Origin of the sequence: Stutzerimonas stutzeri, from assembly GCF_000952685.1 — a bacterium.
GTDB lineage: Bacteria > Pseudomonadota > Gammaproteobacteria > Pseudomonadales > Pseudomonadaceae > Stutzerimonas > Stutzerimonas stutzeri_E.
Genome location: NZ_JYHV01000037.1, coordinates 156,986 through 175,515, shown reverse-complemented (window position 1 = coordinate 175,515; position 18,530 = coordinate 156,986). Strand labels below are relative to the sequence as shown.

The 18,530-nt window shown below is 57.8% G+C and carries 17 protein-coding genes; 14 read left to right on the top strand and 3 right to left on the bottom strand.

Annotated elements, in window-relative coordinates; all coding sequences use genetic code 11:
• The first annotated feature begins 61 nt into the window (after positions 1 to 61).
• From waaF to UF78_RS19460, 12 genes are all read left to right on the top strand, one after another.
• A complete protein-coding gene (gene waaF / locus UF78_RS19515; RefSeq protein WP_045163876.1) occupies positions 62 to 1,096 on the top strand; it encodes a lipopolysaccharide heptosyltransferase II in 1,035 nt (344 codons plus the stop codon).
• Positions 1,097 to 2,098, top strand: a complete 1,002-nt coding sequence (gene waaC, locus UF78_RS19510; protein ID WP_045163875.1) for a lipopolysaccharide heptosyltransferase I — start codon at positions 1,097 to 1,099, stop codon at positions 2,096 to 2,098. It abuts the gene before it with no gap.
• Complete coding sequence (locus tag UF78_RS19505) at positions 2,098 to 3,219, top strand: glycosyltransferase family 4 protein (protein ID WP_045163874.1); 1,122 nt, start codon at positions 2,098 to 2,100, stop codon at positions 3,217 to 3,219. The genes waaC and UF78_RS19505 overlap by 1 nt, the downstream gene beginning before the upstream one ends.
• Positions 3,216 to 4,031, top strand: coding sequence for a lipopolysaccharide core heptose(I) kinase RfaP (rfaP, locus tag UF78_RS19500; RefSeq protein WP_045163873.1), 816 nt, complete (start codon positions 3,216 to 3,218; stop codon positions 4,029 to 4,031). The genes UF78_RS19505 and rfaP overlap by 4 nt, the downstream gene beginning before the upstream one ends.
• Positions 4,028 to 4,765: a lipopolysaccharide kinase InaA family protein gene (locus UF78_RS19495; protein WP_045163872.1), complete on the top strand. Its 738-nt coding sequence runs from the start codon at positions 4,028 to 4,030 to the stop codon at positions 4,763 to 4,765. Before rfaP ends, UF78_RS19495 begins: the two co-directional genes overlap by 4 nt.
• Positions 4,762 to 5,517, top strand: coding sequence for a lipopolysaccharide kinase InaA family protein (locus UF78_RS19490; RefSeq protein WP_045163871.1), 756 nt, complete (start codon positions 4,762 to 4,764; stop codon positions 5,515 to 5,517). Before UF78_RS19495 ends, UF78_RS19490 begins: the two co-directional genes overlap by 4 nt.
• On the top strand, positions 5,514 to 6,938 hold the full coding sequence (locus UF78_RS19485) for a lipopolysaccharide kinase InaA family protein (protein WP_045163870.1): 1,425 nt from the start codon (positions 5,514 to 5,516) through the stop codon (positions 6,936 to 6,938). Before UF78_RS19490 ends, UF78_RS19485 begins: the two co-directional genes overlap by 4 nt.
• Before the next feature lie 106 nt (positions 6,939 to 7,044).
• Positions 7,045 to 8,775, top strand: coding sequence for a carbamoyltransferase family protein (locus UF78_RS19480; RefSeq protein WP_045163869.1), 1,731 nt, complete (start codon positions 7,045 to 7,047; stop codon positions 8,773 to 8,775).
• A 32-nt stretch (positions 8,776 to 8,807) separates the two neighbouring features.
• Positions 8,808 to 9,869, top strand: coding sequence for a glycosyltransferase family 9 protein (locus tag UF78_RS22475; protein WP_080890665.1), 1,062 nt, complete (start codon positions 8,808 to 8,810; stop codon positions 9,867 to 9,869).
• A complete protein-coding gene (locus UF78_RS19470) occupies positions 9,866 to 10,789 on the top strand; it encodes a glycosyltransferase family 2 protein (protein ID WP_045163868.1) in 924 nt (307 codons plus the stop codon). The genes UF78_RS22475 and UF78_RS19470 overlap by 4 nt, the downstream gene beginning before the upstream one ends.
• A 1-nt stretch (position 10,790) precedes the next feature.
• Positions 10,791 to 11,729, top strand: coding sequence for a glycosyltransferase (locus UF78_RS19465; protein WP_045163867.1), 939 nt, complete (start codon positions 10,791 to 10,793; stop codon positions 11,727 to 11,729).
• Positions 11,723 to 12,610 carry a glycosyltransferase family A protein gene (locus tag UF78_RS19460; protein ID WP_275589520.1) on the top strand — a complete coding sequence of 296 codons (888 nt, stop codon included), beginning with the start codon at positions 11,723 to 11,725 and terminating at the stop codon, positions 12,608 to 12,610. The genes UF78_RS19465 and UF78_RS19460 overlap by 7 nt, the downstream gene beginning before the upstream one ends.
• Here the strand turns inward: UF78_RS19460 and UF78_RS22740 are convergent.
• From UF78_RS22740 to UF78_RS19450, 3 genes are read right to left on the bottom strand one after another with little or no spacing between them, the layout of a single operon-like run.
• Positions 12,568 to 13,221 carry a CatB-related O-acetyltransferase gene (locus UF78_RS22740; RefSeq protein ID WP_080890664.1) on the bottom strand — a complete coding sequence of 218 codons (654 nt, stop codon included), beginning with the start codon at positions 13,219 to 13,221 and terminating at the stop codon, positions 12,568 to 12,570. The two genes, UF78_RS19460 and UF78_RS22740, sit on opposite strands and share 43 nt — an antisense overlap.
• Entirely contained in the window at positions 13,208 to 14,413 is a 1,206-nt protein-coding gene (locus tag UF78_RS19455) for an O-antigen ligase family protein (RefSeq protein ID WP_230623704.1), read from the bottom strand. The genes UF78_RS22740 and UF78_RS19455 overlap by 14 nt, the downstream gene beginning before the upstream one ends.
• A gap of 5 nt (positions 14,414 to 14,418) precedes the next feature.
• Positions 14,419 to 15,075 (bottom strand): toluene tolerance protein, encoded by a 657-nt coding sequence (locus UF78_RS19450; protein WP_045163865.1) that lies wholly within the window; start codon positions 15,073 to 15,075, stop codon positions 14,419 to 14,421.
• 159 nt (positions 15,076 to 15,234) lie between these two features.
• Here UF78_RS19450 and msbA point away from each other — a divergent pair, with 159 nt between their 5' ends.
• Positions 15,235 to 17,046, top strand: coding sequence for a lipid A export permease/ATP-binding protein MsbA (gene msbA, locus UF78_RS19445; protein WP_045163864.1), 1,812 nt, complete (start codon positions 15,235 to 15,237; stop codon positions 17,044 to 17,046).
• A gap of 33 nt (positions 17,047 to 17,079) precedes the next feature.
• Complete coding sequence (hldE, locus tag UF78_RS19440; protein ID WP_045163863.1) at positions 17,080 to 18,501, top strand: bifunctional D-glycero-beta-D-manno-heptose-7-phosphate kinase/D-glycero-beta-D-manno-heptose 1-phosphate adenylyltransferase HldE; 1,422 nt, start codon at positions 17,080 to 17,082, stop codon at positions 18,499 to 18,501.
• Positions 18,502 to 18,530 lie beyond the last annotated feature (29 nt).

The window sequence follows — 18,530 nt, the reverse complement described above, 5'->3', positions numbered from 1 at the left end:
AAAGCCGGATTGAAATAACCCCGGCGCTCGCTTCCAGCTTCGAGCCTATGGCTTGTAGCTTATGAATATTCTGATTGTGGGTCCCAGCTGGGTCGGCGACATGGTGATGGCGCAGACGCTGTTCGTCTGCCTGAAACAGCGCCATCCGGATTGCCAAATCGACGTGCTCGCACCCGAGTGGAGCCGGCCGATCCTCGAACGGATGCCAGAAGTACGTCAGGCGCTGAGCTTCCCGGTGGGGCACGGCGTGCTGGACATGGCGACCCGGCGCAACATTGCGCAAAGCCTGCGAGGCCAGTATCAGCAGGCGATCCTGCTGCCCAATTCGCTGAAATCGGCGCTGGTGCCGTTTTTCGCCGGGATTCCCAAACGCACCGGCTGGCGCGGCGAAATGCGCTTCGGCTTGCTCAATGACATGCGCAAGCTGGATAAGCAGCGCTATCCGCTGATGATAGAGCGCTTCATGGCGCTGGCCTTCGAACCTGGTGCCGAGCTGCCCAAGCCCTATCCGCGGCCGTCACTGCGCATCGACGCTGAAAGTCGCGATGCTGCGCTGGTGCGTTTCGACCTGAGTATGGATCGGCCCGTGCTGGCGTTGTGTCCGGGCGCTGAATTCGGCGAATCCAAGCGCTGGCCGACCGAGCACTTCGCCGAGGTGGCCGAAGCGAAAATCCGCGAGGGCTGGCAGGTTTGGCTGTTCGGCTCGAAGAACGACCATGCCGTGGGCGAGGATATTCTCCAGCGATTGATCCCTGGTTTGCGCGAAGAGGCGCGCAATCTTGCCGGCGAAACCAGCCTGGCTGAAGCAATCGATCTGCTGTCGTGCGCCGAGGCGGTGGTCTCGAACGATTCCGGGCTGATGCACGTGGCTGCCGCTCTCGGCCGCCCGCTGGTGTCGGTCTATGGTTCCACCTCGCCAGCGTTTACTCCGCCGCTATCCGATCAGGTCGAGGTCGTGCGCCTGGGCCTCGATTGCAGCCCATGCTTCGAGCGCACCTGCCGTTTCGGTCACAACAACTGCATGCGCGAACTCGGGCCGCGTTCGGTGATTGACGCACTGGATCGCCTGGTGCCACAGCCGGTCGAGGTGCGTTGAGTGAGGGTGTTGTTGATCAAGACATCCTCGTTGGGTGATGTCGTGCATACGCTTCCGGCGTTGACCGACGCGCAGCGCGCGATACCTGGCATTCAGTTCGACTGGGTCGTGGAGGAGGGCTTCGCCGAGATTCCGGCCTGGCATCCGGCAGTGGCCCAGGTCATTCCCGTGGCGATCCGCCGTTGGCGAAAGCATCCCCTGCAAACGCTTCGTTCTGGTGAATGGCGCCGCTTCAAGACGCGTCTGCGTGAGGCCCGCTATGACTTGGTCATCGATGCACAAGGTCTGCTCAAGAGCGCCTGGCTGACCCGTTACGTTCAAGCCTCGGTCGCCGGTCTGGACCGGGACTCGGCGCGGGAACCGCTGGCGTCGCGTTTTTACGATCGCCGCTACGTCGTGCCACGTGATCAGCATGCCCTTGAGCGTGTGCGGCAGCTGTTCGCGCAGTCGCTCGGTTATTCGGTCCCCGAAGCGACTGCCGATTACGGGCTGGATCGCAGCCTGCTGGCGACATCCAACGAGCAGCCCTATCTCCTGTTTCTGCACGGCACTACTTGGCCGAGCAAACATTGGCCGGAACCTTACTGGCGCGAATTGGCCGAGCGTATGAGCGATTTCGGCTGGGCGATCCGCCTGCCGTGGGGCAACGCTGACGAAAAGGCGCGTGCTGAGCGTATCGCGCAGGGACTGGATAGCGTATCGGTATTGCCCAGATTGAATCTCGGTGGAATCGCTAAGGTAATCGCCGGTGCGCGTGCCTGCGTCGCCGTCGATACCGGGCTTGGACATCTGGCCGCTGCGCTGGATGTTCCGAGTATTTCGCTTTACGGCCCTACCTTGCCGGGCCGTGTTGGCGCCTATGGCCGCTCGCAGGTGCACCTGTGCGCGACGGGCCCGAACGCCGGTAAAGGCGATCGCCACAAACCTTGCTTCGACGACTTGCCACCCGAGCGTGTCGCCAGCGAACTCAAGGCCCTGTTACGGTCATCGGAGACACCCTGATGCAGCTGGCCTTCATTTTGTACAAGTATTTCCCGTTCGGCGGACTGCAACGCGACTTCATGCGCATCGCACTGGAATGCCAGCGTCGCGGCCATGCCATTCGAGTCTACGCGATGATCTGGGAAGGTGAGGTGCCTGACGGCTTCGAGGTGCTGATCGCGCCGGTCAAGGCAATCTTCAACCACACCCGTAACGAGCGCTTCACCACCTGGGTCGAGGCGGATCTGGCAAAGCGTCCGGTGGATCGGGTGGTCGGCTTCAACAAGATGCCTGGGCTCGACGTCTACTATGCGGCCGATCCCTGTTTCGAAGACAAGGCGCAGACCCTGCGCAATCCGATCTATCGTCGCTGGGGCCGTTACAAGCATTTCGCCGAGTACGAGCGCGCGGTGTTCGAACCGCGGTCAAAGACCGAAATACTGATGATTTCCGAGGTTCAGCAGCCGCTGTTCGTCAAACACTACGCGACACCCACCGAGCGCTTCCACCTGCTCCCGCCAGGCATTGCGCAGGATCGGCGTGCGCCGAGCAATGCTGCTGAAATTCGCCTGGCGTTCCGCGACGAATTCGCACTGGGCGGCGACGAGCTGTTGCTGGTGCAGATCGGCTCCGGCTTCAAGACCAAAGGCCTCGACCGCAGCCTCAAGGCGCTGGCGTCGCTCCCACGCGAGTTGAAAAAGCGCGTGCGCCTGTTCGTTATCGGGCAGGACGATCCGAAACCCTTCCAGATGCAGGCCAAGACGCTGGGGGTGTCCAGTCAGGTCGAGTTCCTCAAGGGGCGCAGCGACATTCCGCGTTTTCTGCTCGGGGCCGATCTGCTGATCCATCCGGCCTATAACGAGAACACCGGAACGGTCCTGCTGGAAGCGCTGGTCGCCGGATTGCCGGTGCTGGTTACCGATGTCTGCGGCTACGCCCACTACATCGCGGACGCCGACTGCGGTCGCGTGGTGTCCAGCCCGTTCGATCAAAACCAGCTCAATCGCATGCTGGCCGAGATGCTCGCCGATGACGCGCAGCGCAATCGCTGGGCACACAACGCATTGGCTTATGCTGACCGCGCCGACCTTTACAGCATGCCCGTACGGGCGGCCGATGTGATTCTGGCGGAGCGACCATGATTTTGATCCTTGCCGAGCCCTTCCAGACGCTCTGGGCGGACGTTGACCCGTTCGAGGCGGTCGAGCAGCTTCAGGGCCAGGTCTATCGTGAGCTCGACGGCCGGCGCACTTTGCGTACCGAGGTCCAGGGACGCGGTTACTTCGTCAAGATCCACCGCGGTATTGGCTGGGCGGAGATCGTCAAGAATCTCGCGACCGCCAAGCTGCCGGTGCTCGGTGCCGGACAGGAGTGGCGCGCCATCCAGCGCCTGCACGAGGTCGGCGTGCCGACAATGACGGCGGTGGCCTATGGCGAGCGCGGCAGCAATCCTGCAGCTCAGCATTCGTTTATCGTGACTGAAGAGCTGGCGCCGACGACCAGCCTCGAGGACTACAGCGCCGATTGGCTACAAGCCCCACCTGAGCCCCGACTCAAGCGCGCACTGATCGCCGAGGTCGCGCGTATGGCCGGAACCATGCACCGCGCGGGTGTCAATCATCGCGACTGCTACCTCTGCCATTTCCTGCTGCATACCGACAAACCGGTGATCGCCAGCGATTTTCGCCTGTCGCTGATCGACCTGCATCGTGCCCAGGTGCGCCGCGAGACACCGCGTCGTTGGCGCGACAAGGACCTGGCTGGTTTGTATTTCTCAGCGTTGGGCATCGGCCTGACCAATCGCGACAAATTGAGATTTCTAAGGGGCTATTTCCAAGTGCCGCTGCGCCAGATCTTGCGTGATGAGGTGGCACTGCTGTCGCGTCTGGAGCGCAAGGCCGGACAGTTGCAAAACCGCTTCCAGCGCAAATACGCACCTGGAGCCCAGGAATGAGCGATTGGCAAACCGTCGGCGAGCTAAGTGCTGACGTCGCTCATGCGTTTGGTGATCTGGATGCCGTTTTCGCTCTGGATGGCGAGCGGATCGCAAGGGATCCATTATCCGAGGTCATCCGGGTCAGCATTGCTGGCGAGCGTTTTTACGTGAAGCGCTATTGGGCTGCCGGTAAAGGTTTACGGCGTTTCATTGGGCGCCCGAGAGTCGAGGCTGAGTGGCAGAATCTGCAATATTTCAGCGATTGGGGGATTGCCGTTGCACCCTTGATCGCCTGGGGTATGCAGCGACGGGCAGGCTTCTTTCAGCGTGGCGCATTGATCACAGTGGAGGTGCCTGGGACCACGGATATGGCTGCCATGGCGTGCGCTGCCGATCCTAGGTTAGCGGACCGCCGGTGGGTTCAACGCGTCAGCGAACAAGTAGCTGGCGCAACGCGCGCTTTGCATGATCATCACTTCGCCCATAACGATTTGAAATGGCGGAACTTGTTGGTCAATGAGGCGGGTGAATTGTTTCTTATCGATTGCCCGTCGGGGGATTTCTGGTGGGGCCCGCTGCTCAATCACCGGATCGTCAAAGACTTGGCTTGTCTGGACAAAGTGGCGAGATACACGTTGTCGCGTACTCAGCGACTGCGTTTCTTCCTGCTCTACCGTCAGCACCAGCGGATTGGTCCCGGCGATAAAGCGTTGATCAGAAAAATACTGACCTATTTCGAGGGGCGCGAATGATCGAGTTCATTTCGCCGGAGGATGCCGGTGCCCTGCGTAGGGCAGGCCTGGATAGCTTCGATGCCCTGTGGGCCTTGGAACTCGACGCCGTTGATGCACCCAACACCGCTCGCGACGGGTGGAGCAGTGTGTCCCGACTGGATATCGGTGGTGTCGGATATTACCTCAAGCGGCAGAGCAACTATCTGTCGCGTAGTTTGCGCCACCCTCTCGGAGAGCCGAGTTTTGCGGCGGAGTTTCGCAATATCCGCCGCTATCAGCGCAAGCAGGTGCCGACTCTCAGTGCAGCGTTTTTCGCCCAACGTCGTGTTCAAGGCACCTTCCGTGCCGTTCTGTTAACTCGTGCGCTTGATGATTGGCAAGACCTGAGCTACCTACTCGCTCAGTGGGGCAGACTCGGGACGATGCTCCAGCGGGCGGCCCTTATTGCGTGTGGGCGCCTAGCCCGGCAGCTGCACGAAGCACGTGAGACGCACGGTAGTTTCTATCCAAAACACATCTTCCTTCGGAAGAGTTCCGGTGGCTACGAGGCGTGTCTGATCGACTTGGAGAAGACCCGTACATTATTCACTGATAGGGGGCGAATACGCGATCTCGAGGCCTTGATTCGCCGCGTCGGTTTCTGGAACGAGGATGAATTGCGCTGCCTGTTAGCGGCTTATTTGGGCGAAGAGGAAGGTAACAGCCATGCGGTTGATCTCTGGTTGAGCCGCGTTCAGACGCGCCGTCAACACAAGGATGCGCAGGCATGAATCTCGACGAAATGCGTCTGGCCGGACGAAACCCAGCGCTACCGCTAAGTGTCGCGCTGGGCGCCGGCCAGTTGCGTATCGAACAATGGCTTCGGGTCCTGCCAGGTCAGCGCTACGTGGCGCGGGCGCAGTGGCGGGGGCATTCTGTACTGGCCAAGCTGCTTGTGGGGGATCGAGCGCGCCAGCATTTCGAGCGCGAGCTCATTGGCGCGCAACTGCTTGCTGGGCAACAAATGACTACGCCGGCGCTGCTGGAGCAAGGTTTTGACGAGCGTGCAGGCGGTTGGCTGCTTTTTGAGTATCTCGAGGGCGCGCGCAGCCTGCATGACGACTGGCTCGAGGTGGCTCATCAGGTGCCGTTGAGTGACGGGCAACGGTCGGTGCTGGACAGTGCGCTGGCGGAGATCGCCCGCCTGCACGCAAAAGGGCTCTGGCAAAGCGATTTGCATCTGGACAACCTGTTGCGCCGAGATCAGCAGCTGTACCTGATCGATGGTGGTGGCGTTCTCGGAGAGGTGCCAGGCCAACCTTTGTCTAGAGATCTTGCCCTGGAAAATCTAGGGCTGTTCTTTGCGCAGTTGCCGGCCGTACTGGAGCCGTTTATCGAAGAGTTGCTGGTTAGCTATCTGCTGGTCAACAGCACGCAAGCGCTTCCACTCGAGGCGTTGCTCGACAAGGTGCAAGCGGCGCGGCGGAAGCGGCTCACCAGTTATTTGAACAAGGTCGGTCGTGATTGCACGGCGTTTAGCGTGCGTCGTGATGGTAGCGGCCTGGTGGCCGTGCGCCGGGAGCGTGAGGCACAGTTGAAAACGGTCTTGGACGCCCCGGATGACTATCTCGCCGGAGGCGTAGCGCTCAAAAAAGGGGGGAGCTCCACGGTTGCGCGTGTCGATGTGCTGGGCGAAGCGCTTGTTATCAAGCGCTACAACATCAAGAACCTGGCCCATTGGCTGAAACGCTGCTGGCGGCCGTCCCGAGCTTGGCACAGCTGGGTCGAAGCACACCGTCTGGATATGCTGGGCATCGCCACACCCCAGCCTCTAGCCGTAATCGAAACGCGTCGCTGGGGGCTGCGCGGGCGCAGTTATCTGATTACCGAGTATGTAAGTGGGCAGGATATAATCGCGCGTTTCGAGCCTTACGTGGACGCCACGCCCCCCGAACGCGAACTGCTGGCATTGGAGCAACTTTTCGCTGCCCTGATTCGCGAGCGTATCAGCCATGGGGACCTTAAAGGCACCAACCTGCTCTGGCGAGATGGCTGCTGGGCTTTGATCGATCTGGATGCGCTACGTCAGCATCGTAGCGTGGCTAAGTTCCGTCAGGCTTTCGCGAAGGATCGTGACCGTTTATTGCGCAACTGGCCGGCAGATAGCGTTTTGTGCCGTCTGCTGGATCAACGTTTACCGAAGACGGCCTGAAGCAGAATGCCGAGGCTGAAAAGAATGCCCACGGGCTGTGTATTACAACGCGGGGCTACAGGCTTCAGGCTTTAGGCTCCAAGCTGATTTCAAGAGGCTTTTTACAGTGGCATTGACGATTCTCGGCCTTTCCGGCGCCCTCAGTCACGATCCTTCCGCGGCGCTGTACGTCAACGGCAAGTTGATCGCTGCAGCGGAGGAGGAGCGATTCGTGCGCGACAAGCATGCCAAGAATCGCATGCCTTATGAGTCGGCCAAGTTCTGCCTGGAACAGGCCGGGATCAAGCCGTCCGACGTCGACGTGGTGGCGATCCCTTTTGCGCCGATCAGCATCTTGGAGAAGGCCCGCTGGCATTACGCCAAGCGCTACTGGTACGCACCCGATCGCGCACTCGATGCCATTCTCTTCGGCAATCGTCGCTACAAGCGCTACCACAAGCGTATCCAGTGGTGCCTGCAGCAGCTCGGCTTCGATCTGAAAAAAATCAAGATCGAGCCGGTCGAGCATCATCTTGCCCATGCATCAAGCGCTTATCACTGTTCAGGCTTTACGGAAAAAACCGCGATTCTTGGCATCGATGGAAAGGGTGAGTACGCAACCACGTTCTTTGGCTATGGCGAGAACGGCCGGATCCACAAGATAAAAGAATTCTACGATCCGGATTCGCTGGGAGGCCTTTATGGTGCCATCACCGAATTCCTCGGTTTCGAGATGCTCGACGGCGAATTCAAGGTCATGGGCATGGCGCCATACGGCGACGCGACCAAATATGATTTTTCCCGCCTGGCTAAGTTTGAGAACGGCGAGCTGACCATCAATACCGATTACGCCAATGTCATCGGTTTTCGCCGCTACAAGGAAAAGGGCAAGGGTTATTACTTCTCGCCCAAACTGATCGAGTGGCTAGGGCCGAAGCGCGAAGGCGATATTGCCGACGATCCCTACATTCACTATGCGGCGGCGATGCAGGCGCTGTTCGAAAAGCTCGCCCTGCAAATGATGGACTATTACTTGGGTGACATCATTCGTGAGACCGGCAAGATCGCTTTCGCCGGCGGCTGCGCGTTGAACGTCAAGCTCAACCAGAAGATCATCGCCCGCGACGAGGTCAAGGAGCTCTTCGTTCAGCCAGCCTCTGGTGACGCTGGTACTGCCGTTGGTGCTGCGGCCTATGTATCGGTGCAGCGCGGCGTGCCGGTGGAGAAGATGGAGCACGTCTATCTTGGGCCGTCCTACTCAAATGAGGACATCATTGCGGCATGCGCGCGCCATCCGAACAAGCCGACCTGGACGCAGATCGAAGACATGCCGCAGCGTATCGCAAAGATCATGGTCGAGGGCAACCCGGTTGCCTGGTTTCAGGGTCGCATGGAGTTTGGCCCGCGTGCATTGGGCGGGCGCTCGATCATTGGTTGCCCAAGCGTGCCCGGTGTCGCCAACCGCATCAACGAGCAGATCAAGTTCCGTGAACGCTGGAGACCCTTTTGCCCGTCGATGCTCGACACCGTCGCGCCGCAGATGCTCAAGGTCGATCATCCGAGTCCTTTCATGACTTTCACCTTCGAGGTCAACGAGGACTGGAAGGAGCGCGTCGGCGAGGTGGTGCACGAGGACGGCACCTCGCGCGCCCAAGTCCTGGAGCGGCGCCATAACCCCCGCTGGTATGACCTGATGCTTGAGTTGGAGAAGATCACTGGTAACGGTGTATCGCTCAATACATCGCTTAACCGCCGTGGAGAACCGATGATTTGCTCTCCAACCGATGCGCTGAACATGTTCTATGGATCGGATCTGCAGTATCTGATCATGGAGGATGTGTTGGTGGTGAAGCAGTAACCTGACAATAACAAGAGTGACCGGGAATAAGCATGGCTGTGCAATACGCATCTCGCGGAACGCGAGCGACGGATAGGTCTGAGCGTAACGAATGCCGTATCGCGGTGGTGCCTTCGATGGGGCTGGGTGATAGCTTGATTTATCTTGTCATCGCCAGCAACTTGGCCCGTGCTGGTTATCGAGTGACGATGCTAAGCAATCATCTGGCGCACTTCGCCGAGTGGCTGCCTGGGCTGGAGATGTTGCCGTTTCCTGAGATCGGCAGGACCCTGGAAATTTGCGATGACTATGATCTGGTGCTGTCCGATTGCGGCAGCATTGTTACTAGGGCCGACTCCGACCAGGCACAGCTGGCGGAGCGTTTCGTTTTTGTGGGTACGCTGAGGGTGGATTCCTGCTACGTCAAAGATCACTCTGACCGGATCGAGCAGCGTATCGGGCCAAAGAAGGCTCGGTTGATGAAGCGTCTGGCGACCTGTGCAGGCCCGCTGCGCGTGCTCGACGATGACAGGGTCTCGATGGTTGACCAAGCAGTTGCCTTTTGCAATGTGCGGTTGGGGCTGGACGACGCGTGCGCTGACCCAGGCTTCGTCATGCCAGCAACATTGCGCGCCCGGCGCTACGCTCGCAGGGTCATGCTGCATCCAAGCTCTTATAGTGAGAAAAAGAACTGGCCTCACCAGAAGTACTTGCGGCTGGCGCGACGATTACAGCGTCAAGGCTATGAGCCTCAGTTCGTTGTGTCCCCCAAGGAGCTTGCTCTTTGGTCGCCTCGTCTGGGAAGCGAGTTTCCGATTCCCCGCTTCGCTAATGCCTGTGAGCTGGCGGCTCACCTGTACGAATCCGGATATGTGATTGGTAACGATTCTGGCGTGGGGCACCTGGCCTCGGCGCTGGGCACACCAGTGGTGACATTGTTTCGCAAGCGGCGGGATGGATTCTGCTGGCGGCCGGGCTGGGGAATGAATGCCGTGGTCCGGCCACTGTTATCGGTGGGAGTATCCAAGCACGGCTGGAAGCGTTTCCTCGGAGTCGGTCGGGTCGAGCGGGCGTTCGGAACCTTAGTCCGTAAGCATGAGCGTGTTCCCCGATGACTGCACCGTGCGATCAGCATGAGCTGTTGCTGTCGGTGATTATCCCGACGTACAACTATGCGCACACTTTGCCCCGTGCGGTGGGCTCTGTGCTGCCGCAGATTGATGCGACAGTGGAATTGTTGGTCATCAACGATGGTTCAACTGACGACACCCGCGCCGTTCTTGACAATCTGCAGAATCACGCCGGCGCGAGTATGCGCGTAATTCATAAAGAAAATGGCGGTCCGGCCTCGGTGCGCAATCTCGGTATCGCGCAAACGCGAGGGCGTTTTTTGCTATTCCTCGATGCCGATGATGAGTTAACGCCGAACGCGCTACGGCTGCTGGCCGAACACATCGATAGTCACCCCGAAACTCGAATGATAATTGGCGAGCATTGCTCTGTGTCGACGGACGGCGGTCAACGTAGGCATCCGCTGCGCCCGCTGCCTACGAGTGCCTGCGCTCGAGTTCATGCTTATCTTCTGGACAAGACAATTGCCCTTTCGAATGGCGCTTGCGCCATGCACCGTGAAGTGTTCGCTTTGGCAAACTATCCCGAGACGCTGCGTAGCGGTGAGGATATCCCAGTGTTTGCTCAGGTTCTGGCACGCTACCCATGTTCAGTACTGAACCATCCGTTGGCTTTAATTCACAAGCACGACACCAGCTTGCGACATAACGTGATCCATGCCCGTGCAGCACAGCTCAAACTGGTTGACGAGGTGTTTTCGGAAAAGCGCATGCCGGCCTCTTTGCAGAGGCTCAAGCGGCCCTATGCAGCACAGCGCTGCCTATCCCTGTTTCGTACCTTCCAGAATGCTGGGGAGTTGGCGGAGGCCCGGCATTACTATCGAGAGGCGCTGCGCTATGACTGGACGGTGATATTCAATTGGTCCTATACGCGCAAATACCTTCGTATGCTTGGGAGCACTTGACATGCGAGTCCTCGTGCTTACAAGTGCCGATCGTGCTCTGGACAATCGCAGTCTGTGGTTGTCGTTGCGGGCGTATGGTGACGTTGAGGTCCGCTTTCTCAATAAGAGCCAGCAGCGAGGGCTAAAAAGTTACTTCGCTACGCAAGTTGTATGCGGCTATGAGTGCATCATTTTGGACCTCATGTTCAAGCACATTTGTACTCAGGGCCGGTTCTTACGCAGCCTCCCATCGCTGACGCTCTATGAAGAAGACGCCTATCTTGACTTCATGTCCGGCTCCAAGTGGCAGGGTCATTTCGTGCGCTTCTACAAGCAGTTGCCTGGCGTGCGAGTAATCAGTACTGGCTTTATGGTAACGCAACATTTGCGGGCCGCCGGAGTCGATGCGCATTTCATTCCGAAAGGATTTGATTCCGCACGTATGCAGTTGCAGGACTGCGAGCGTGATATCCAGCTGGGGTTTATTGGCCGGCTTGGCAGCGCGGCCTACGCTGCTCGTCGTGCGTTGTTAGAAGCGCTTGCAGCGGTGGAGCCGCTGCAGATCATGCGCACCCATTCGGCTGATGAATATGTGCAAACACTCAATCGGATTCACATTTTCATAAGCGCTGATGTTGGGCTGAATGAGTACATGGCCAAGAACTTCGAAGCCATGGCGTGCGGTTGCCTGCTCTTGGCTAAGCGCCAGGGGCGGGGTGAAGAGAATGCGCTGGGTTTGGAGGATGGCGTCAACGTGCTGCTGTACGACGATATCGATTCGTTGCGCAAACGTCTTGCCTGGGCGCGTAAATACCCCGAATTGGCCCGCGTCGTCGCGCTGCGGGGACATGAGCATGTGCTTGCCAACCACGCCTATGAAAAACTTGCCAGCAAAATCGCGGCGGTGATATCCGCGCCGTTTGCTACCGTACCCTCGTTACCTTGGTGGAAATTTTGGTAAGCAGCAACACCTATCCGAAAGTTAGCGTCATCATCGCTTCCTATAATCACGCACCGTATATTGAAGCATCGATTCGCAGCGTGATGGCCCAGACGTACCCGAACGTCGAGCTGCTCGTTGTGGATGATGGCTCCAGCGATGAAAGTGTTTCGGTAATCAATCAATTGCAGCGCGAGTTTGGCTTCGATTTCCGGGTACAGGCGAACCAGGGGTTGTCCCGGACGCTCAACGCCGCTATCGCACGCAGCTCGGGCGAATACGTGGCGCCCTTTGGCTCTGACGACATCATGCTGCCTAACAGGCTCGCGCTGCAGGTCGAATACATGCGGGACAAGCCAGAGGTGGGTATCTGTGCCGGCTCGGTGACGAGTATCGGTCCGGATGGCGCACCGCTTGGCAATGACAAGCCGCCCCATTGGCGGCGGTTGGATTTCGAAGATGTATTTCTCAATCGCAAGCCCGGCTCGCCCGCCGCAACGTTATTGTTTCGTCGCGAGGCGCTGGAAGCGGTGGGTGGTTTCGACCCGCATATCCGTCTCGAGGACTTAGTTATCGAACTCAAGATAACTCATGCAGGTTGGTTTATTGATGTGCTGGGGGAGACTCTGGCGCTTTATCGAGTCCATGCAAGTAATACCTACAAGAATTATCCTTTCATGGTCGAAAACGTGCTTATGACTTTTTCACGCTTCAGTGACCATCCGGCCTATAAGCAAGTTTGCGCCAATTACCGCAATTCGATGTTTCTCAAATGCGCGCGTCAGGATAAAACACTCGCACGCAAATTACTTCGTGAATTACCGCTGCGCGCATGGAATAAAAAGACCATCAAGGGGCTTTACCGCTTGCTGTTGCCTGCCAAAGCCCGTGAGCGTGCATAAGACAGGAATGCAGCAAGATCTTCGCTACATAACAACGAAACCACTGTTCGTATCTCTTCTTCGGGCCAATTCCACCAGGCTGACTGGAGTAGCGCATCGCGGGTAGGTTCATCGAAGCGCCATCGAACGAGCGCCGCGGGGTTGCCCGCGACTATGGCGTACGGCTCGATGTCGCGGCTAACTACCGCGCCGTTTGCTACAACTGCTCCATGGCCAATTCTTACGCCTGAAAGAATGACGCAGTTGGCACATAACCATACATCGCTACCGATCTCCACGTCGCCACGCGTACCGCCATATTCTTCTATATGGCTCGCTTCCGGTAGGTATGCCGGGAACGGATAGGTTGTTACCCAATCCGTACGATGATGGCCTCCGAGAAAAATCTGAACGTTATCGGCAATAGAGCAATAGCTGCCGATGCGCAGAGTACTTCCTTCCCGCCAATCATGGACCTTGGGTAGACCGTAGCTCCCTATGCCGATCTCATAGTCGGGATAATGCTCACGAAACCTCGCCTGTGGCCGAAGGAAGCGCGGAAGCTCAGGGCGACCCAGCCAGCGCTGCAGTGCTTTGCGCAGCCGCCGTTCCAACTGCTTAAGTGGATTCATTTGCAGGTTCCGACTTAAGCCAGGCATTGATTAGCAGGGCGAACGGGATCCAGATGAGGAACCAATGTTCCTTGGGTCGGGACAGGAAGTCCCGACCTTCCGTCAGTCCGGCAACCAAGCCGAACACCAGCAGTGCGGAGGCCACCAGCACCGCGGGTTTGTGCCGATTACGCCAGCTGTATACCGCAGCAATTCCATATAACGCTAGCCATAGGGCCAGCCCTATGAGGCCTCCGGCCAGCAGCACGGCAAGTTCGATGTTATGCGGGTCGTTGAAGACGCGTCCGGTGCCTTTTAGCTCAAGCAGCAGTTGGTGATCGTAGCCATAACCGAACAGGGGGCGCTGAATCGCGAGCTTCAAGGCCTCGGCCCAGATATCAGGGCGGTAGGAAAAACCTCTCGCCGTTAGCGCTGTGGGGTAGAAGAGCAGCAACGCTAACCCCAGGCCAGTGATCGCAAGCAAAAGTAGCAAGCTGCGACGGTTCAGATGAGCCAAGCATAACCAGATCGCTGTAACCGAAAGCGCGAGTAGCGGCGTTCTTGATCCCGTCGCGATAAGTACTACTCCTAGTGTCGCTAGGCAGGCTAATGGCAGCGGCGCCAGCGGTTTGTGTGCTGAGAACCAGTACGCCAACCAAAACGCGGCGAAAAAGCCATAAACATGGGCGCTCAGCAGTGGGTTATAAAGCGCGCCATAACCGTTAAAGCGCTGACCGCCCAGTGGTGCGTGTCCACTATAGATGAAGTAACCGTAGGAAAGACCAGCGGCTATTGCTGCGGTGACTGCTGCAACTTGCAGGACTTGTTCGAGTGCCGGTGGACGCTTTAGCGCTAGCATGGCTGCGCTAACCAGCATCACCAAAACATATATGGGGCGCTTTATCAGGGAGAATGCGGCTGTATTACTGTCGGACCAAAGTAGAGTCAGACTCATATAGGCACCAAACAGTAAAAAAGCGGCAACCAGTGGATGCGCTATGACACGCAGGGCTAGGCGTGGCTGCATCACCATAACCGCCAGGGCTGGGGCTGCTAATAGCGCGTAATAGAGCTTATGAAATAAGGCGCGATCGCCGATCCAAAAAAGACCTGTTAGCAGCGCCAGCCAGCCGACTGGCAGCACATGGTAAGTTATTAAACGCGAGGGAACGGTACCTCGGCTCTTCTCTTTGGCAATGATTTCAGACGGCAAAACGGTCATCCATGGGGGCTAGGTTCGGGCGACAGCTGAATCAATTCATTGACAGAAATTTTGTATTTTGCTGTCTCTGCGTAACTGTTGAAAAAACTACGATCGCCATCGCTGATTAGCCATATTCGGTCGTTGGGATAGCGCAAGATATGGCGGAAATTGCGTAGCCTCTTCCGCTTGCCCAGAGCTCGTTTTCCGGCGCTCATGTCTGCAATGTCAATCAATCCAAGCCTTCCGCTGGGATCAATCACTACATTTCCAAGATGCAGCGAGCGAAAAAAAACGCCTTGGTTATGCAGTTCGGCGACGAAAGCGCCGAAGCGGATACGCAGGGCTCGCTTCTCGGCTTCGTCATGCACTTGGCGCAGCGTCCGTCCTTCAAGCGGCGCATAGTGCACGATGTCGCGACGCAGAGAGGATACCCGGTACACGCCTAATATGCGGGGGCAGGCGATGCCGCGATCATTCAAAGCGACCGCATTGTCAGCGAAGCGTTCGGCATAGGGATAGAGGGCGGCAGACGATAGCAGGCGTTTGCGCCGGAATAGCTTTAGATAGCTTCCGTCATTCAGGAGTAACACCTTTTCCCCGTGTCCGTCAGACTCGATTGTTTCGGCGTTACCCCGCAACGATAGAAACTCATCATAGGTGAGGGGGGTCATGCGCAGGGGTACCAAGCTATTTTTCAAATTGCGCAGTTTACCCCAAACGGCGGTTTACGTTGGGTTCTACGTTGCGCTGGCGAGGCTGGCCGGCCTGAAGCCGTCGAGCTTGCAGGGCGTGATAGAATCTCCTGTCTTCTCTCCGGTACTCCGTTACTAATGAGCAAAATCGTCGAAACAGCAGCTCAGCCTTCATCCAGTCTGAAGATTTATCTACGCCTGCTGGGGTACGTGAAACCTTACGTTGGGCACTTTGCACTGAGTATTTTGGGGTACGTGATATTCGCGTCTTCGCAACCGATGCTTGCCGGGATTCTCAAATATTTCGTTGATGGTCTATCCAATCCCGATGCTGTGCTATTTCCCGACGTAGCTTATTTGCAGGATTTGCAGCTTTTGCAACTCGTGCCCTTGCTGATCGTTCTCATTGCCATCTGGCAGGGGATTGGCTCGTTTCTTGGTAACTTTTACCTTGCCAAGGTTTCGCTTGGATTGGTACATGACCTACGGCTTTCACTGTTTGCCAGCCTGTTGAGGCTGCCTAACCGTTATTTCGACAATCATAATTCCGGGCATCTCATATCGCGTATCACGTTCAACGTGACGATGGTTACTGGCGCTGCCACGGATGCTATCAAGGTAGTTATTCGCGAAGGCCTGACAGTAGTGTTTCTGTTTGCCTATTTGTTGTGGATGAACTGGAAGCTGACCCTGGTGATGCTAGCAATCCTGCCGATCATTGCCCTGATGGTCAGTAGCGCTAGCAAGAAGTTTCGCAAGCAGAGCAGTAAGATCCAGGTTGCGATGGGCGATGTTACTCATGTCGCGTCCGAGACTATCCAGGGCTACCGGGTGGTACGCAGCTTCGGTGGGGAAGCATACGAATCGGCGCGCTTTGCCGTTGCCAGCCGGGACAATACTGAAAAACAGCTCCGTATGACGAAGACTGGAGCGATTTACACACCGATGTTGCAGCTGGTGATTTACGTTGCTATGGCAGTGTTGCTCTTTCTTGTGCTGTTCTTACGTGGTGACGCCACAGCGGGAGACATGGTTGCCTATATCACCGCAGCCGGCTTGCTGCCCAAGCCGATTCGACAGCTATCGGAGGTCAGCTCAACGATCCAGAAGGGCGTAGCAGGGGCGGAGAGCATTTTCGAGCAACTGGACGAAGCTCCCGAAATCGACGAGGGAACGGTCGTGCGTGACCGGGTGAGCGGCCGTTTGGAAGTGAGTAATCTCAGTTTTAGCTATCCTGGTGCGCAGAAACAGGTGCTTAGCGAGATATCTTTTAGCGCCAGCCCAGGTCAGATGGTTGCGTTGGTCGGCCGTTCAGGAAGCGGTAAATCGACGCTCGCTAATCTAATCCCGCGTTTTTACCATCACGAGACCGGGCAGATCCTGCTCGACGATGTAGATGTCGAAGACTACAAACTGCGCAATTTACGCCAGCACATCGCCCTGGTTACTCAGCAAGTTACCCTCTTCAACGACAGTGTGGCCAACAACATAGCCTATGGCGATCTTGCTGGCGCACCTCGAGAGGCAATTGAGCGCGCTGTCGAAGCGGCTTACGCTAAAGAGTTTATCGACCAGTTGCCTGAGGGGCTCGATACTCAGGTAGGCGAGAACGGTGTGCTGCTGTCCGGCGGCCAACGTCAGCGTCTAGCGATTGCTCGAGCATTGCTCAAGGATGCTCCGGTACTCGTGCTGGACGAAGCGACCTCGGCTCTGGATACCGAATCAGAGCGACATATCCAGGCGGCGCTTGATCAAGTTATGAAAGGACGCACCACATTAGTGATCGCGCACCGGCTTTCGACTATCGAAAAGGCGGACCTGATTTTGGTCATGGATCAAGGGCGTATCGTCGAGCGCGGCTCCCATCAGGAACTGCTCGCGATGAATGGCTATTACGCCAGGTTGCACGCGTTGGGGCTGGATAACCACGCAGCTACCGACAACGCCTGATCATATATGCGATTTTTACTGCGGAGCCCCTTTATGAAGCTATCCATGCCCCGATTCGACCAAGCCTCCGTTCTGGTGGTTGGCGACGTCATGCTCGATCGTTACTGGCATGGCGGGACTTCTCGGATATCGCCGGAAGCGCCGGTGCCGGTAGTCAGGGTCGATCAGGTGGAGGATCGGCCGGGTGGTGCGGCGAACGTTGCGCTCAACATCGCCGCGCTGGGTGCGCCGGCGGAATTGGTTGGCGTTACCGGTGTCGATGAGGCGCAGCAAAGTCTGGCGGATAGCTTGGCGGCGGCCGGGGTCAAAGCGCATTTTCAATCCATCGAGCATCAGCCAACGATTATCAAACTGCGGGTCATGAGCCGTCATCAGCAGCTGTTGAGGATGGATTTCGAGGAGCCCTTCGACACCGACCCGGCTGCTCTGTTGAAACAGGTCGACGCGTTGCTGGATGGCGTCAAGGTGTTGATCCTCTCCGATTACGGCAAGGGTGCGTTGCGTAACCACCAGGCGTTGATCCAGGCTGCGCGCCAGCGCAGCATTCCGGTATTGGCCGATCCGAAGGGCAAGAATTTCGAAATCTACCGTGGTGCTTCGGTGATCACACCGAATCTCGGTGAGTTCGAGGCCATCGTCGGGCATTGCGCGGACGAAGCCGAATTGGTGACCAAGGGTGCCGAGTTGATGCATGACCTGGAGCTGGGGGCCTTGTTGGTGACGCGTGGCGAGCATGGCATGACACTCCTGCGCCCGCAGCATTCTCCGCTTCACCTGCCGGCGCGCGCGCGCGAGGTATTTGACGTTACCGGCGCTGGCGATACCGTTATATCCACACTGGCTGCGGCGATCGCAGCCGGAGAGGAATTGCCGCAGGCCGTGGCGCTGGCCAATCTGGCCGCTGGCATCGTTGTCGGCAAGCTGGGTACCGCCTGTATCAGCGCTCCCGAATTGCGTCGTGCCGTACAGCGTGAGGAAGGTTCCGAGCGTGGCGTGATGACGCTCGAGCAGTTGCTCACCGTTATCGACGACGCTCGCGCCGAAGGCGAGAAGATCGTCTTCACCAATGGCTGTTTCGATATTCTGCATGCGGGGCATGTGACCTATCTGGAGCAGGCCCGTGCGCAGGGCGATCGTCTGATCGTCGCGGTCAACGACGATGGCTCGGTGAGTCGTTTGAAGGGCCCCGGGCGCCCGATCAATTCGGTCGACCGCCGCATGGCTGTCCTGGCCGGTCTCGGCGCGGTGGATTGGGTCGTTTGCTTTGCGGAAGACACGCCGGAAAATCTCCTGGCGCAGGTGAAGCCGGACATCCTGGTCAAGGGTGGCGACTATGGTGTCGATCAGGTTGTGGGCGCCGATCTGGTCACCGCCTACGGTGGTGTCGTGAAGGTTCTGGGGCTGGTGGAAAACAGCTCGACCACCGCAATCGTCGAGAAGATCCGCAGCCGCTGAAGCGTATCGGCGAGCGCCGAGCTCGCCAG